Source organism: Specibacter sp. RAF43, from assembly GCF_052114065.1.
Classification (GTDB): domain Bacteria; phylum Actinomycetota; class Actinomycetes; order Actinomycetales; family Micrococcaceae; genus Specibacter.
In genome coordinates, this window is the sequence record NZ_JBFREA010000043.1 from 1 (window position 1) to 16,741 (window position 16,741).

Sequence of the window (16,741 nt, forward strand, 5' to 3'; positions counted from 1 at the left end):
GTTCGGCGGCACCCAAGGCGGGTGCCGCCGAACGATCGTTAAGCGTGTGCCGGTGTCTAGTTGACCTGGTTGATGATGGTCTCGGCGACCTCGCGCATGCTCAGGCGGCGGTCCATGGACGTTTTTTGGATCCAGCGGAAGGCCTCGGGCTCGGACAGGCCCATCTTGGTGGTCAGCAGGCTCTTGGCGCGCTCCACGAGCTTGYGGGTGGCGAACTGTTCCTGAAGGTCGGTGACCTCGGACTCAAGGGCCCGGATTTCCTCGTGGCGGGAGAGCGCGATTTCCAGGGCGGGGATGAGGTCCGCGGGGGTGAACGGCTTGACGACGTAGGCCATGGCACCGGCGTCGCGGGCGCGCTCCACAAGTTCCTTCTGGCTGAACGCGGTCAGCAGGACGACGGGGGCGATGCGGGCCTTGACGATTTTCTCGGCGGCGGTGATGCCGTCCATGACGGGCATCTTGACGTCCATCAGGACGAGATCGGGCTTGAGTTCCATGGCGAGCTGGACGGCCTTTTCCCCGTTGTCGGCCTCGCCCACGACGTCGTAGCCCTCCCCGCGCAGGATCTCCATGATGTCAAGACGGATCAGGGTTTCGTCCTCGGCGACGATGACGCGGCGTGCGGGGGTGGGTTCCGTTTGATCGGACACGTAGGCTCCTTGGAAGCTATCTTGCGGTGGCTTGCGGACGCACTTGCCGGCCTTTTGGCCGCGCGGGCGCCGGTTCTACAAAACAGCCTATCGGCATGTAGAGTGGTTTCGCGCACTTGTTCGGAAGCGATTCACGAGCAGGAGCGTGATCTTTGTAACGACGGTCATTTTGGTACCGTTGACGCAGGCCCGAGTGGCGGAATGGCAGACGCGCTGCACTCAAAATGCAGTATCGAGAGGTGTGTGGGTTCGAGTCCCACCTCGGGCACCGTATTTCCGCAGGTCAGAGCCGTTTAAGCGCTTAACCTGCTGTTCCCACGGGGAACACTACATATGCAGTTTGCTGGATGGGTATTCGGCGCTGGCTTAAATGTTGTTCAGGGGCCCCTCCATGGTCGCCGTGGGCTGTTCTTTTTCCTTACACCTGTTCATAGTGCTCCGGAACCTTAACAACGTGAGCGCAGGCCATGTTTGAGTAACTTTCTATTTGTGTGTGTGTGCTTGCCCCTGGTTGGCGTGGACGCGGGGCATAAGAGCCTGAGCGCGGCGAGTATCGGGGAGCGTTCGAAGAAGGAGGATTCGTAGTCCTTCTCGGTGCTGAGACGAGACCCCAAGCGAGGACTCGGCGGGGCAGCTCCTTTGGGTCGGAGGCTGTTGTGCTCAAGCGCCTGGTGCGAATGCGCAACATATTGCACTGGTGCCGATTGTGAACGTGGCGAACGGGCCAATCGCCGTCAGGGTGGCAGGTGTGATCCAAGAGCACTTTGATCCCTCGCTGGTCGCGTATTCCGGAACGGCGCGGATGTATCAATTATAGGGTTGGTGATCGAATCAATGGCTGTGGTGGAGCCGGGCTGCCGTCACTTGTCGCGTTGGTGCGGGGGATGCGGCCATCTGCAACTCCCAATCATGATCGGCTCCGCCATAGCATCGGCAAAAGGGGGGCGGGGGCCAAAGTACCCGCCCGTCGCCCCGGGACCCATGACGAGAGCACGCATGCAAGAAACTCCTTATGCACAACCATCCCCTCAACTGGAACGTGCGCAGTCGTGGGGCTCTAATGCAGGCACCTGTACTAGTTCCTGATGCGGATGAGCTTCCTATTGACGAATTCGTCCATGCCATATTTGCCCAGTTCGCGACCAATTCCGGAGCGTTTGATGCCGCCGAAGGGGAGCTCGGCGGCGGTCCCGCCGGGCTCGTTGATGAAGACCATGCCGGCCTCGATCTGTTCGGCAACGCGCAGAGCCTTCTCCTCGTCGTCCGTGTGGATGGAGGAGCCAAGGCCGAACGGGGTGTCGTTGGCAAGTGCCACGGCTTCTTCCTCGGAGGCAACCTTGAAGATCATTGCGACCGGGCCGAAGAGCTCCTGGTGGAACACCTCCATCTCCGGGGTTACTTCTGTGAGTACTGTCGGCTGGAAATATGCGGAGTCGTCGGCGACCCTGGAGCCGCCTGTGCGCGCTACGGCACCCTCGGCAATCGCGGACCTGACCTGGCGGTGCAGGTTGTCGGCCGCGGCCTTTGAGGAGAGCGGGCCAAGGAAGGTCATCGGATCGGTCGGATCGCCCGGTTCGATCGCGGCCAGGGCGGCGGTGAACTTCTCCACGAACTCGTCGTAGATGTCTTCCATCACCACAAAGCGTTTCGCGGCGTTGCAGGCCTGGCCGCCGTTGACCATGCGGGAGAAGACGGCCTGACCCACGGCCTCGGCGACGTTTTTTGTATCCAGCAGGAGGAACGGATCCGACCCGCCGAGCTCGAGGACGACCTTCTTTAGGTTGCGGCCGGCGATTTCGGCTACAACGGAGCCGGCGCGCTCGGAGCCGGTCAGAGAGACACCCTGCACCCGTGGGTCGGCGATAATGTCGGCGACCTGCTCGTTTGTGGCGAAGACGTTCATGTAAGCACCTGCTGGCGCGCCGGCCTCCATGAAGATCTGCTCCATGGCCAGGGCGGATTCCGGGCACTGCGGGGCGTGCTTAAGCAGGATGCTATTGCCGATCATCAGGTTCGGCGCGGCGAAGCGGGCCACCTGGTAGTACGGGTAGTTCCACGGCATGATCCCGAGGATCACGCCCAAGCCCTCCTTGCGGACCACGGCCTTCCCACCGGCAACCACCTCGAGCTCTTCGTCCTCGAGGAACTTCGGGCCGTTCTTGGCGTAGTAGCGGTAGATGGACACGCAGATGTCCACCTCGAAACCGGCCTGGACGATCGGCTTGCCCATCTCGCGGGTGATGATGGCGGCCAGCTCGTCGCGGCGCTCCGCGTAAAGCTCGGCCACGCGGCCCAGCAGTTTCACGCGCTCCCGGACATTGCTCTTGTTCCACCCCCCGAAGGCTCGGTGGGTGGCGTCGAGGGCGGTCCGGATGCCAGCGTCGGTGGCGGTGGGATATTCCCTGACCGTTTGTCCGGTGGCCGGGTTGGTGACGGCATACAGGCTCATCTGTTTCTCCTTCGTGCCCGGTTACGGGAGGTCGATCTGCTGGTCGGTTACAACGTGGATGACGGCGGGGATTCGCTGGTCCGTGACCGCCTTCAGTGCGCGTTCGACGGCGCCGGCGACCTGGTCGTCGGCCGTGACGGTTTCGCCGTGCCCGCCGAAGGCGCGGGTGAGGGCAGCGAAGTCCGGGTTGGACAGCTGGGTGCCGCTGACCCGGCCGGGATAGTGAGCCTCCTGATGGTCGCGAATTGTGCCGTACTGGCCGTTGTCCATAACTATCACCAGGATGGCGGCTCCGTACTGCACAGCCGTCGCAAGCTCCTGGCCATTCATTAGGAACTCGCCGTCTCCGGCGATCGCGATCGTAAGCCGCCCTGGACTCTCCAGTGATGCGGCTACTGCGGCGGGGATACTGTAACCCATGGAGCCATTACGCATGCTCAGTTGGCTGGGAAACACGTGCGTTGGCAGATAGTACTGTGCCCAGACGCAGTGGTTTCCGGCGCCGAAGGTGTATACCGCATCATGGGGCAGACGACGGATCAGGTCCGTCATGACCGTACTCATGTGGGCAGTCCCCGCTCTGGTGGGCGGCAGTGTTTCCTGCCCTGGCAGTGTACTGGCCGTTATCTGGGCCTGGCGTCCGGACTCTCGCCAGGTCTCCCACACCTGGGCCTTGCCCAGCTGCACGTCGGCGACGGCCTCGGCGAACGCAGCCGGGGCGGCGACGATATGTGTGGTGACCGCGCCACTGCGACCGCGCAGTGTGGTATCGATGTTCACCAAGATGTTGGTGGCGTCCGCCGACTGACGAACGGTGTAGCCGTCGGTCGGTACATCCGTGGGCAATGCACCGACGGCTAGAAGGACGTCCGCCTCCGCGAACATGCGCAGCGACTCATCCGACCGGCCGTAGCCGAGCCAGCCCGAATTTGCCTCGGAGGTGAACGGAATTCGATCGGAAGCACGCCAGTCTTGTATGACGGGGATTCCGTTGGACTCAGCGAAGTGCGTGATGGCCGCAGCCGCGTCGGGGGTCCAGCGAGGCCCGCCGGCGAAGATTACGGGTCTTTCGGCCGCAGCTATGGTAGCTAGGAGCTGTTTCATCTCACGGTCGGAGACAGCGCCGTCGGCCACGGGCATCACGGGGTGGAGTCGACCTGTGAACTCTTGCGTAAGAACATCCTCTGGCAATCCGACGACGACCGGTCCCGGGCGGCCGGACTTGGCCGCGAAGAACGCTTCCGCGACCAATTCGGATGCCCGCTCCGCATTGTCGAGAATGAAAACGCGCTTGGCCTGGGTCCCGAACCAGGCGTTTGGGTCGAATTCCTGGAACGACTCGCGCATCCGGTGCGCGACGGGAATCAGGCCGACAAACAGGACCATGGGCGTTGCGTCCTGCCAAGCGGCGTGAACCGCAATATAGGCGTTCGCGGCACCGGGGCCACGGGTGACCATCACCACACCCGGCTCTCCCGTAAACTTCCCCTGTGCCTCTGCCATATAGGCGGCACCGCCCTCTTGGCGGCAGACCACGGTGTCGATGTCGGCGCCGTGCAGACCGTCCAAAACGGCGAGGAAACTCTCTCCCGGGACGGCGAATACCCGCTTGACGCCGTGTATCTGCAGAGAATCGACGATGGCCTGACCCGCGTGGTTCTTCTTCTCCAATGTGTTGCTCCTTGGTGCGTTGTGAACGCCGACCTTTGGCGGGCTCGTTGATTATGTGTCGGGAAAATGTAGCGATGTCGCGCCGAAGGTTTAGAGCTCACCGTGGGCGAGCCTGCCCCCGACAACGGTGGCGGTGACCCTGATGTCCTGGATATTTTCCGGTGAGACCCTGTAAAGGTCTTCGGAGAGCGTCACGAAGTCGGCGAGCATCCCGTGAGAAAGTGTTCCCTTGTAATGTTCTTCGTGCGCTGCATAGGCGCTGCCGATCGAGTAGGACCGCACAGCCTGGGCTACGGTAATGCGCTCGTCCGGTCCGAAGTCCTCCCCGGAGGACGTCTTCCGGTTGACCAAGCTGTGAATGTTTAGGATCGGATTTGCGTCCACCACAGGCGCGTCAGYGCTGGCAGGGATCTCTATACCGGCATCAAGCAGYGTCTTCACACGGTACGTGAGAGCGGTGCGCTCGGGTCCCATAGCCTTGGCAACACCATCGCCCAGTTCAAAGACGAAGCGGCCTTGGGGGACCGGGACTAGGCCAAGTGAGGCGACGCGCCGGATTTGCCCATCGCTGGCGACTCCCAGATGCTCGATGCGATGGCGGGTGTCGACGCGGGGGTGGAGCCCCTGGACGTCTTCGAAGATGTCCAGTACGACGTCCAAGGCGGCATCGCCGATGGCATGCGTGGCGACCTGCCAGCCGCCCACGTGGGCAGCGGTGATGCGCCGGCGCAGCTCGGATTCAGAGAACTGCAGCAGGCCGCGGTTGCCGGCGTCTCCGGCATAGTCGCAACACATGAAGGCACTGCGGCCGATCAGCGAACCGTCGGACAGAATCTTGGCCGCTCCCAATCGCAGCCAGTCGTCACCGAAACCGGTACGCATGCCAAGGTCCAGCCCCCAAGGCGAGTGCGTGTTGCTACCGCCATCAGTGGCGTCGGCGGTTCCGGACAGGTGATGCAGCACTGTCAGGTATGGCATCACAGTAGCGCGTACACCTAACCGGCCTGTCTCGCGTGCCAGTTGATACCCGGCGAGATCGGCTGGCGAATGACCGAGGTGCGCAGGGGCGCCCAGCCCGGGCTCGGTAATGCTGGTGATTCCCAGTTCCAGCAAAGCGTTGCTGCCGGCGCCCACCATCCGGGCGATTTCCTCGACCGTGGGAACGCCAATGGAATCAGTTACCAATGCCCGGGCAGTCTCTTGGAGCAGGCCCAGCGCCCTCCCATCTTCGTCGAGAGGGACGACACCGCCATCGGGCGGACGAACCCCGCGGCGGTTCGCGAAGCCGGCGCGCTCAAAGGCGCTGGTGTTGGCCACGCCCATGTGGCGGGAGTTGTGTGTTAGCCAGACGGGATGACCTTGGCTGACGGCGTCCAGCTGCTCTGCAGTGGGATGTTGGTTGTCCAGGTAGTTCTGGTCGTAGCCGGCGCCCTGCACCCAGACGCCCTCGGGGGCGGCCGCGCAGGCTGCACCGACTGCGGCAAGCAGCTCTGCCATGGAGGCGCATGCGGACGGACGGAGATCCACCTGCATCTGTGCCTCACCGATATAGGTCAGATGACAGTGCGAATCGTTAAAGCCGGGAAGAACGGCCGCGCCGTTCAGGTCGTGCACCTCTCGGAAGTGTGAGACCGGCAGCTCGTCATCCAGACTGATGATGCGGCCGCCATGAACGCCAAGATTCCGTGCAAGGGCGAGTCCGGAGTCCTGCGTGTGAATAACCCCGTTGACGTACAGTCTGTCGAAAAGCATTAGATCCTCCGCGCTGATTAGGCTGTTGCCCTTGTTTCAGTATCAGCGCGGTTTTCCATGCTGTCTAATGCGTAAATGGTTATCTAATCATGCCTCTAAGTTATGGTCCGTGGGAGTTCCGAGGGAACCATATCGCCTTGCATCTCCAAGAATTTGACCAACCCGTCTATCAGAGAGCGGATCGTCTCTTCTGCAAAGTGCCCCGGCATCCACGCCGCGTGCAAAGGTAATCGCAAAATGCTAGGGGCGTCGCCAGCCCCCGGCTCAAGAATTCGAATAGGGTGTGTTCCTTGCCAGCCGAGGTCAGTCGTAAGGCCGATGCCCTTTCCGGCTGCTGCCAGTGCGATTATCGTTTCCCCGTCATCGCATTCGATAGTTTGTTTGAACCTTAGGCCGGCCCGATTCATGGCGCTATCCAGAAGATGGCGGCTGACGCTCTCGTGGGAAGGAAGGATCACAAGATTCTCGCATACCGCTTCCAGCGGCAGTCGCTGCCGGCCTTCACGGGCCCACTGATGATCCACCGCGACGTGGGCCTTCAACGGGACACTGCCCAGAGGAATCATTGAAAGGCCGGGTTCTGCCGGCAACGGGGAGATAGCAAAATCGGCTCCCCGCAAGAGGAGCTCTGACACTTCAAAATGCCGGGTCCGCATCGTAACTATCGCAGGATCGTCCGGCCCGGTGGTGGCGATGAAGGGAGCGAGGAAGCTTCGGACCGAAGAGGATGTGGCGGCGACGACAAGTTTGGAGACGCGTCCGGTCCGCAGTGCGTCCGCCGCGCTCTCCAGACCCCGCGTTTCAACGATCAACCGTCGCGCCGCTGGTATGAAGGCATGTCCCGCCGGGGTGAGAACCAGCCGATTACCATGCGATTCGAAGAGGGAAAGTCTTAGTTCACGCTCAAGCGTCTTGATTTGCCGGCTAAGCGCAGGCTGAGCAATATACAGCTTTTCTGCGGCAGCGGTGATGGTACCGGCGGCGACCACGGCTAGAAAATACTCGACTCGGCGGAAGTTCATGCCTTCATGATGTCATGGCATGAACTTTTCGATATTCTGGGTCGGCTGACATTTGGCCCACGTTTGAGACGGACAGTAAGTGGGAAGGCTCGCACTTGTGCGTACCTTCCCACTTCCACTCGGCACAAGGTAGCTGCTTACTTCTTTGCAGCCGGAAGCCATTTTGGCCGGTGACATCCGAGAGCTATTCGTCCTCAATTTCCATATGCCATTGACTCCTGCCGCCAATTTTAATTGCGCGGAGGTCCGCGGAGCGGACCAAAGCGAAGGCTTGGGCTTTGGAGATGTTCAGTTCCGTGACGACTTCGATGAATTGAGCAGCTTTCGGGCAGGTTTTTGCTGTCGGGTCATCGAAATTCCTCCCGTGTGAGTTGCCTGGGCCGGGCGGGGCGGGCCCATATTTTGCCTTGGCTGTACTTGCGTGCCAGCCTGCGCAACTCTCGGAGGGTGACGTTCTCGATCAGTTCAGAAAGGATGGCATTGGCCTCCGGCTGGCCGGCCGCGAGGAAAGCGGCCCGGAGCTGCCGGCCCCTAGCTGTTTCGAGCTATTCCAGCGGTACCGTGACGTCTCCCCAGAGCAGTTGTCCGACTGGCTGCTGGACGCTTGGCTCCGGACATGAGGGGGCACCACACCGGAACTCCAGGCTGTCGGTCCTGCCGCACCAGGATTCCCGCTCAATGGACCAGTTCAGTCCGGCCAGTTCGGCGGTGACCGTGAGGCGCTCGGCGGATTGCAGCTGACGCACCCCGTGTTTCATGGACTCGAACAGTTGGGCGCACTCATCTGACATCGGAGTGATCGGAGTCATTGGGGTCGAGGTCACGAAGCAGACCTATCCAACGCCCCGGACCTCCACGGTGAGCCGTCTTGTCCCCTGGCGCTGGCAAGGTGGGTGGCTTGGAGAAGAATAGCCCTGGTGGACGTCGACGGGCGCTTCGCAGCAGGTCATGGGCCTCGCCCATCTCCGACACGTCTCCCACTCGATGCCGTTGTGGACCAAGTTCACGAGGTGTTCTTCACGGAGAGTCAGGCGGTGGTTCAAGAACTGACATAGCCACTCTTGTAGGCCTACGATGCCATTGGTGGCAGGACTGACTCACTCGTCCTGCCACCAAATCCGACGCGCGACCACCATCCGATCCTTGGCATTTTCGGACTTCTTCCATATTGAAGGCGCAGTTTTTCCCGTGCGGGCCCGCGCCGCCACCAGCGCCATGGCGTCGGGACCACTGGAAAGCATGCGAGCGTCAGCTCCCCTGCCTTGCGAGCTCCCGGACGTCTTCCTTCGTGGCTTCTTGGAATGCGCTCATGGCCGTGTCGCAGGCGCGCCCGTACATCAACATATCGGCGTCGAATGCAAACGCGCGAATGCCGTCACGCATCATTTGGCGCATCGACGTAACGGGATCTGTCACATCGGGCATAGCCCACATCGGCATGCCTACCGCCCGTGCCTGGACGGAAAGCGATTCTACTGCCTGGCGGACAAGGGGACTCCGCATACCAGCGCCTCCTACACCGAGGCTCTGGCCTAGATCTCCTGTCCCGATTCCAACGGCGTCCAGCCCGTCAACGCGAAGAATGTCCGCGATGTTTGCCATCGCCTCTTCGTTTTCGATCAACGCCACGCACATCAGTTCCTTCTGAGACCATTGCACGTAGGACTCCCACGACGACTCCGAATACCGTGCAGCCCGAGTGATCGGGCACATTCCGCGCGTTCCACGAGGCGCATAGTGCATTGCGGCGATGGCGTCCGCCACCTGATCGGCTGTTCGCACTTGCGGAAGTATGACGCCCATGGTGCCAGATTCCAGAACCCGGCGGATATTCGTCGAGCTGATCTCCGCGACGCGGACCAAGCTTGTCAAGCTCACACTGTCTGCTGTGCGGACGAATGCCTCGATTTCAGAGAAGTTGTACGGTGTATGCTCCATGTCGAATTGGATGAAGTCGAAACCCGCGTGCCCGGTCATCTCGATCAACTTATGACTGTCGGACATGAACTCGATCCCAATCACGCTGTGACCGGATCGCAGCTTGCTCTTGATCTTGTTTTCAGTGAACATGGCACTCCTTGATAGTTGGTGGTTTGATTTGGCGCTGGCCAGAGCGATCCGCAAAAAGGGCATCAGCGGCTGCCCTTCGCAACACTCCAGTCAGCTGGGCACCAGTTCCGCTCGTATCGGCCATGGGTGGTCCAGCGCTGATTGATAATTCGACAAGTAGAAGCCAGCGGCCAAACCAATCAAGCAAGTATTGACCACCGAGCCAACGACGATCAGGTTGATGGAAAGATCGACGGGGATGCGGTCGGCAGCCCCGCCACCGCAGGTTCATTTACGATGCACCAGCCTCGGACAGATCGGTCAGCTCGAGTGGCAACCGATCCCTCCTAGGCGGCAAACGAGGACCTGGATTAGCTTGTCGAACCTCGACTTGGTCCGACAACCGGGGAAATGGCAACCGAGCGGGTGCCCGTTCGCAGCCAGTGGATCAGCACTTGGAACTGGTGCCAGATCGGAAGACCCTCACGTTCGGCGGAAGGCCGCTCGTCATAGCTCGAAGAGTCCCGTTTATCGGCGAAGGCTTTCTTCTAGCTCCCGCCATGCCGACAGCCCCATGCTTCGATTCCAATCCTCGTAGGATGTCATATTCTCTTGTAGCCCATCCAACTTTCCGTCTTTAAGTAGCCGCTTGTGCAAGTTTGAGTACACATGATGAATAGACAATGGGCCATCCACAAAGAAGACTAACGAATAGCCAATGTCTACCAGGTCCTCTCGCGTCAAAGACGCACTCTTGTCGAATGCTGACCAGCCACCCACATGTGGACCCGACAGACTCTGGTTGATGATTCTCATTTCTTCAATCGATTCGGGGCCTTCAACGATACAGGCGTCCGCGCCCGCCTCCAGATAGGAACGCGCACGGTCAATTGCTGAATCAAGGCCCTCCGACTCTCTAGCATCGGTACGAGCAATCAAGACCAGACTTGGATCAGGGCGAGCATCTACCGCGGCCTGGATCTTCTCGCGCATTGCATTCTTCGGAATCACGGTCCGTCCGCGCATGAGACCACACCGCTTTGGCGCGGTCTGGTCCTCCAGGTGAATCCCAGCAACGCCCGCTGACGAATACTCGCTTACGGCCCGGAATACTTGGAGTGGACCCCCATAGCCGTCGTCTGCGTCCGCGATGACCGGAACAGTCGTGGCCTTACAGACAGCGGCAGATGCATCCACCATCTCTTTCATCGACAGTAGCCCGATGTCAGGAACACGGGCGATAGCGGCAGATGCGTAGAAGCCGCTAAAATGCACAATTTCGTAGCCCTGTTGCTCGATAATAGAAGCAGTCAAAGCGTCGTAAGAAGTCGGCACAATTTGTAATTCGCCTCCAGCAAGAAGCTCGCGCAGTTTAACTCGCTTGTCTTTCGCGGAAGGCCCTCTTCCACCAATCGTCAGTGATGCGACTCCGGCATGCTGAATCAAGGTTGCCCCACTTTCATTTTCATATCATTATTTCGAATTAACACTTCTTGTCGTTGCGGGTCTAACCACTAAGAATGCTGGAAAGATCATCCAAGGACTCCAGCTTCATCAGCAGGTCAAAGTGCTCACCGCTCCTTTCAGGTGAGCGCCCGGGTGAGAGGTCCGTGAATTTCGCACGTAATCTATCCAATGGCCACGGAGCTTGGATAGCACCGTGGCCTTCGGTCGCTCTTGCCGTCTTGCGGCCATGGAGATCTGTCACTGTCACCCGTGCCGCACGATCGCCAACCCCGCTTGAACTTGCGAACTCGGGCGTCGCGTGTACAACCACCTTCCGGCTCAAAGCCATGGTTCGTTCATCCGGAGCAAAGGCCGAGGGCATAGCATGTCCATGCACGATCGCCGCAGCGACAGCATATTGAGTGGAGAAGCGCCTCGATAAGGCGCCGGCTTCGGGCTGGCGAGCAATGCTTAACCCAAGCTCGTCTGTCTCCACCTCTATGGACTTGATAGTAGATGGATCAACGCCAGAGAGGGACAATGCCGCCTCGACTGCTGGATAGGCCCTTCCACAACAGGAATAAAACTTCGCGTAGGCATTGCGAAAAATAGGCACATCTGGGTTGATGGGTGGATCACTTAGTCCTAGGCCGGTGGCGCTGCCCATGATCTCCCCGTAAGCAATAGATAATGCCCTTTGCGATCCCGAAAACCCCGCGGTAGCCAACTTATTCGCAAGTATGCCCACTGTTGCACCAACACCGGTGTAGGTATAGTGCACACTCGCGCCCTCGAAACTTGGCTCCCACAGCGTCAACATTGGCATGGCAGCCGCAATTAGCGCCGGTGTGGCCGGATCCCGCCCCAACAGCCTGGAGACTGCGACCGCAGCCCCCACCGATGCCATATGGCCATGCGGCTGGACTAGCGGGTCACAGGAGTACGAACGGAAGAGTCGCGCAGCCACTTCATAGCCGGCTACTACGGCTGCTAACAGCTCTCGTCCCGACTGACCGCGGGCCTGTGCCACAGCCAGCGCCGCCGGAACTATGTGCACCGCGGGATGACCTCCCGAGCCGCCATCCGTATAGAACTCGTCCATTTCGGTTACTGCCCCGGCTGTCGCATTTATGAAGGCGGCAGTGAGAACGTCCGTTCTGGCTCGCCCTGGTGTGACGAGTTGCGCTCCGCCGTGAGATACGCCCAACGTGCCGAAGTCCTCATCCGCAGCAAGGGCGCTCACCTCGGCAGACGAGCCCCCTGAGAGCATGACACCAATGGTGTCTGCGATCATCGCAACGGCTTGCTCTCGCCAGAAGGAAGGGATGTCCGCAATCTCGACTTTCACCGCTGCCCGGCTCACACCGACCAGCTCCGCTGCCTGCTGTTCCATTTCACTTAGAGCGTCGCTCGTTAGTTGATTCATGCCTGGATTCCCTCCTCAATGGGAGCGCCGGAATACAACTGAGTGATTCGGCTGCTCAATCCAGGCCAGTTTCGGGCGCCGAGTCATCCAGCCTCGCCTTGTCCAAGACAAGCTGGTCAAGGCCCGCTGGTTGGAATATCTTCTTCACCGTGCCGTCCTGAATAAGGGAATCCAGTGCAGCCGCGATCGCTTGGCTTAGCTCAGACTCCGCCTTCAGTACGGCAACGCCGTGGTTCTGCACGTTCCAGCCGCCGGGCATGTCCTTGGGCGTGACTATTTCCAAGCCCCGGCTACCTTTAATCGCCTTTGCGTTTGCAATCGCCGTAGGCGTGGAAACATACGAAGCGTCCGCGGTGCCACTTTGAACTGCCAGAATGGTGTCGGCAGCCTTGGGTAGACGCTTCATTGTCACCGCGGGAAGGTTCCTGGACAGGCAATCCTTCGTTAGGCTGTCGAAGTAGTCGGCCGGTGACCATCCAGACGGGATGGCGAGTGTCAGCCCACATAGGTCTTTCCCCGAACTAATACTTTCGGGGTTCCCGGCCGGTACCACCATGCCAATTCCATACCCCATGTAAGTGATCATGTGCATGACCTCTTGCCGCGACTTTGTATCGGCCATCTGTCCAAGGATGACGTCAAACCTGCCAGATTGCGTCGCTGGAATAACACCATCGAACGCTACATCCCCGAAGTTCGCCGTCGTTCCAAGCCGCGCTGCGATCGCGTTGGCCATGTCGATGTCTGGACCCACGATGTTCGGTGAGCTGCCCTCGTAAAACGGCAGGTATGGGGGAGAAACAGCGAAGGCTAGACCATCTTTAGCGAACTTCTCTGGGAGCATTTTTGAAATAGTGGGGTCCGCGGACACTTGGACGCCTGCCACGTTTACCGTCCTGGTAGCGTCGCTGGACGCATTCGATGAACCGCCCCCACAGGCAGTTAGAGCGAGGATGACTGCGAAAGAACCTGTGAGGATGCTTGAATTTCGTTTTGTGAACATGATGGTGGTTCCAATCTGATTTGTATGTAATTTCTTGTTTTTGGATTGACTTGATAGATGTTGAAATCTCATAGGACTCGCTTCAAGAAGTCTCTGGTCAGCGGGTTCTCGGGTTCGGTCAGGACCTGTCTCGCAGGGCCACACTCAACGATTTCCCCGGAGCTCATGAAGGCAGCGCGGTCGCAAACTTCTCGGGCGAAGCCGATCTCGTGGGTGACCACGATCATGGTCATGCCGTCGTCGGCCAAACGCCTCATGACGTTCAAGACCTCGCCGACCAGTTCGGGGTCTAGAGCGCTCGTCGGCTCGTCGAACAGCATGAGCTTTGGATCCATGGCCAAGGCCCTAGCAATGGCCACCCGCTGTTGCTGCCCGCCGGACAACTGTGCTGGATAGGCATGCGTTTTGTCAGCCAGGCCGACTTCTGACAGGAGAAAATTTGCCTTCTCTATGGCATCGGCCTTGGGAGTCTTTAGAACCCCAATTGGTGCCTCAATAATGTTTTCGAGAACAGTTTTATGCGAGAAGAGGTTGAAGGACTGGAAGACCATCCCGATGTGGCGTCGCTTCACGGAAGCGTCCTTATCCGAAAGTTCGCGGAGCGTCTCGCCATGTCGTTCGTAACCTACAAGGTCTCCGTCGACATAGATTCTGCCACTGTCAATTCGCTCCAGATGATTGACACAGCGAAGCATCGTGCTCTTACCCGAGCCACTTGCACCCAGTAAGGCAACTACCTCACCCTTGTTGACTGTTAAATCTATCCCTTTCAGTACTTCGTTATCACCAAACGATTTGCGGACTGATATGGCTTCGACCATCACGTCATTCAATTCAATAACTCCCTTGGCACTGTTTATCATTGGGTCGGACTACAAAAGGTATTGCATCAGGCCGTTCGGGAGGAGGCTCCCCGGCCATATCGCCGCTCCAACCAGCGCTGAGGCCAGGCCGATATTGTCACAAAGAGCAGATACCAGATGCTGGCGACTATAAGGAGAGGTATCACCTTGAAATTGGATTGATAGATGTACTGGACGTTTGTCATCAGATCGGCTCCACCAATCACCGACACCAAGGCAGTCGATTTAAGGAGAATGATCCACTGATTACCCATCGGTGGGATGATTGCACGCATCGCCTGAGGCAGAACAATCCTGCGCATAGTGCGGCCGGTGGGCATACCCAGCGCCTTAGCGGCCTCCGTCTGCCCCTGCTGCACGGAGAGTATTCCTCCACGTATAATTTCCGCTGAATAAGCCAATTCATTGAATGTCAGCGCAAGAAGTGCCGCGATTGTGGGATTAATCAAATCTGATGTTTTCGTTTCCCACAGCAATATGTCTGCAAATGGAATTGGTAGCCCCAGGGTCGGATATATTGCCCCAAGATATGCCCAGAATATTATTTGCACAAGTAGTGGGGTTCCACGGAAGATCCAAATGTAGAAACTTGCCAGGGTCGAAAGAACTCTGTTTTCAGATAGTCGCATCACTGCCAACACCAATGATCCGAGAAATCCGAGGACGAAAGCTATGATGGTGAGGAAGAGAGTTATGAGCACGCCTCGCAAGATCGCAGGCGCAGTTATATATTCCCGAATCGTGCCGATATCAATTGCTGGATTCGTTGCAAGCGACAAGACGACGCCGGCAAGTATTGCAACTGCTAGCACGGCGCCAACAGTCCGCCACGGGTGGCGGCGTTCGACTACGGGGAGGTCGGCATCTTTACTGCGGTAGTCCGGCCGCGGTTGCCGATCTCGTTCGGCTATTGTTGTCCGCTCGTGATTATCCAGAGGCATGTGTGTTGACCTTTCTTCGACTGCTATTGTGCGAATCGTTCCAGCGAGTAATCATCGGTGCCGGCTCTGCGGCGCTTGCGCGATGCCGAGGAATGGCTTGCCCATGTCGAAGTGCCGATAGAACGTGCATTGCCGTAGATCAGACATGACATTTGGACCCCTCAAGCTAGCATCTGCTTACGCGTCAACGCTGACGCTTCAAGGCTGTGCCGAGGTTGGACGTCGAAGCGGTGTGCCTTAAGACAGCTGTGATTTGGTGTGGAACTTGAGCCCTTGATATAGACGATTTCTAGAGCTGTGTGCTTCCTTAGTATCTGAAGAACCAGGATGTGGTGTCTAATACTGAATAGTTTGGCCCGCCATGCCTTGCCGGCATGAACCAGCATCTCCCGACGTAATGTGTGTCCCTGTCGAGTCGACCGCTGGATGCCTTGTCACGCGCTCCGGTCCGGCGCGCTGCCCAACGCGAGATTCTCGACGCATGCAGCCGCATTGGTAGTGGGCCTCCAGGCTGCGCGCAGCGTTTTCCGCCTCACCCTGACGCGAGGGCTCGGGGGCACCACAAGCTGACAGTGCTTAGAAGTCCTGCGGGAATTCGGTGGCCTGTGGTGCTTGATTCCTGTTCTTCGTCATGGAGTCCACCTGATTCGGATTTCGCCTGCGACATGGCAGTGTCCGCGGTCAGAGACTGCAAAAGACGAGGTGTCTGCCGCCCGTGGTCGCCATGATGGCAACGTCCGAGGCCTCAAGGCTCCAGCCGGCGTGACGGACTACGGCAGGGCCTCGCAGATGGACCGGGGCGTAGGACTGGGCCGGGCCTCACCGGTCTGGTCGGCGCTCAACCCCGATGATGGAGGCATTGCTCTTTGGCGTCCCGGCAAGCCGGGCAGTGTGTGCGGGGGCACAGGGAGTGCGGCACGGCCACTCTAGACCACGAATTGCGCGCTGGTCGGGGTGGTAATCGTGCACAGGTCGTCGCGGACACGCACCTACAGGCAGGATCAGTGCTGATCCAATGTGGCGACACTTAAGACATTTTGACTATTGGGGCTCATAAACCTGCTCCAAGGCGCTGAACACCGCGGCGAAAAGGCTGGGCCTGCGATGTTACTAACCAACTGGCTTTTTCGTCGTTGCTTCAATTGGATGGCATCGCCTCCCGTGCTGTTCCGAAACTGAGTTATGTGGCTGCTGCTGGGAGCAGCCAGCGATGTGGATCAATCTGTATGTGAAGCTTCCGATGCTGTGTTCCCGCCGGGAACACTGTTTCTGTGGGACTGACTTGTACTGGGTCGTATTGGGCCGGAAATCCGGAGGAATTGTCAACGCCAACTGAAAATAGGGCCATTTTTGCCATTTGAAAACAGGGCCACGGTGTGTTGTTTTATTGTGCCAGAGTTTGTGGCTTGAGCCGGCCTTGGAGCCTGTAGCTGTTGCCGGAGAGGTTGATGACCTCGGCGTGATGAACG

12 protein-coding genes, 1 tRNA gene and 1 pseudogene are annotated in these 16,741 nt (G+C 59.1%); 1 reads left to right on the plus strand and 13 read right to left on the minus strand.

All coding sequences use genetic code 11. From position 1 onward, the window contains the following. Positions 1-56: 56 nt before the first annotated feature. On the minus strand, positions 57-650 hold the full coding sequence (locus tag AB4Y80_RS16280; RefSeq protein WP_442215386.1) for an ANTAR domain-containing response regulator: 594 nt from the start codon (positions 648-650) through the stop codon (positions 57-59). 187 nt (positions 651-837) lie between these two features. On the opposite strand from AB4Y80_RS16280, the gene AB4Y80_RS16285 reads away from it, so the two are divergent. Next, positions 838-918 (plus strand) — tRNA-Leu (locus AB4Y80_RS16285). Positions 919-1,725: 807 nt separating this feature from the next. Here AB4Y80_RS16285 and AB4Y80_RS16290 read toward each other — a convergent pair. The 12 genes and pseudogenes from AB4Y80_RS16290 to AB4Y80_RS16345 all read right to left on the minus strand — a co-directional run bounded on the left by AB4Y80_RS16290 (position 1,726) and on the right by AB4Y80_RS16345 (position 15,272). Next, complete coding sequence (locus AB4Y80_RS16290) at positions 1,726-3,099, minus strand: NAD-dependent succinate-semialdehyde dehydrogenase (RefSeq protein WP_442215387.1); 1,374 nt, start codon at positions 3,097-3,099, stop codon at positions 1,726-1,728. A 21-nt stretch (positions 3,100-3,120) separates the two neighbouring features. Next, positions 3,121-4,770, minus strand: a complete 1,650-nt coding sequence (locus AB4Y80_RS16295) for a thiamine pyrophosphate-dependent enzyme (RefSeq protein WP_442215388.1) — start codon at positions 4,768-4,770, stop codon at positions 3,121-3,123. 90 nt (positions 4,771-4,860) lie between these two features. Then, entirely contained in the window at positions 4,861-6,522 is a 1,662-nt protein-coding gene (locus AB4Y80_RS16300) for an amidohydrolase (RefSeq protein WP_442215389.1), read from the minus strand. Between the two features lie 95 nt (positions 6,523-6,617). Then, positions 6,618-7,544, minus strand: coding sequence for a LysR family transcriptional regulator (locus AB4Y80_RS16305; RefSeq protein WP_442215390.1), 927 nt, complete (start codon positions 7,542-7,544; stop codon positions 6,618-6,620). A gap of 347 nt (positions 7,545-7,891) precedes the next feature. After that, positions 7,892-8,053, minus strand: a pseudogene (locus tag AB4Y80_RS16310) (ParB family protein); the annotation flags it as partial. 36 nt (positions 8,054-8,089) lie between these two features. Continuing rightward, positions 8,090-8,368, minus strand: coding sequence for a hypothetical protein (locus tag AB4Y80_RS16315; RefSeq protein ID WP_442215391.1), 279 nt, complete (start codon positions 8,366-8,368; stop codon positions 8,090-8,092). Between the two features lie 424 nt (positions 8,369-8,792). Further along, the gene (locus AB4Y80_RS16320; protein ID WP_442215392.1) at positions 8,793-9,614 is read right to left on the minus strand and encodes an HpcH/HpaI aldolase family protein; all 822 of its coding nucleotides are present in this window, start codon (positions 9,612-9,614) and stop codon (positions 8,793-8,795) included. Between the two features lie 507 nt (positions 9,615-10,121). After that, positions 10,122-11,039 (minus strand): isocitrate lyase/PEP mutase family protein, encoded by a 918-nt coding sequence (locus AB4Y80_RS16325; protein WP_442215393.1) that lies wholly within the window; start codon positions 11,037-11,039, stop codon positions 10,122-10,124. A gap of 61 nt (positions 11,040-11,100) precedes the next feature. After that, positions 11,101-12,465, minus strand: a complete 1,365-nt coding sequence (locus AB4Y80_RS16330) for an MmgE/PrpD family protein (RefSeq protein WP_442215394.1) — start codon at positions 12,463-12,465, stop codon at positions 11,101-11,103. Between the two features lie 55 nt (positions 12,466-12,520). Next, positions 12,521-13,468 carry a transporter substrate-binding domain-containing protein gene (locus tag AB4Y80_RS16335; RefSeq protein ID WP_442215395.1) on the minus strand — a complete coding sequence of 316 codons (948 nt, stop codon included), beginning with the start codon at positions 13,466-13,468 and terminating at the stop codon, positions 12,521-12,523. A gap of 68 nt (positions 13,469-13,536) precedes the next feature. Then, complete coding sequence (locus AB4Y80_RS16340) at positions 13,537-14,331, minus strand: amino acid ABC transporter ATP-binding protein (protein WP_442215396.1); 795 nt, start codon at positions 14,329-14,331, stop codon at positions 13,537-13,539. Positions 14,332-14,357: 26 nt separating this feature from the next. Continuing rightward, entirely contained in the window at positions 14,358-15,272 is a 915-nt protein-coding gene (locus AB4Y80_RS16345) for an amino acid ABC transporter permease (protein ID WP_442215397.1), read from the minus strand. Positions 15,273-16,741 lie beyond the last annotated feature (1,469 nt).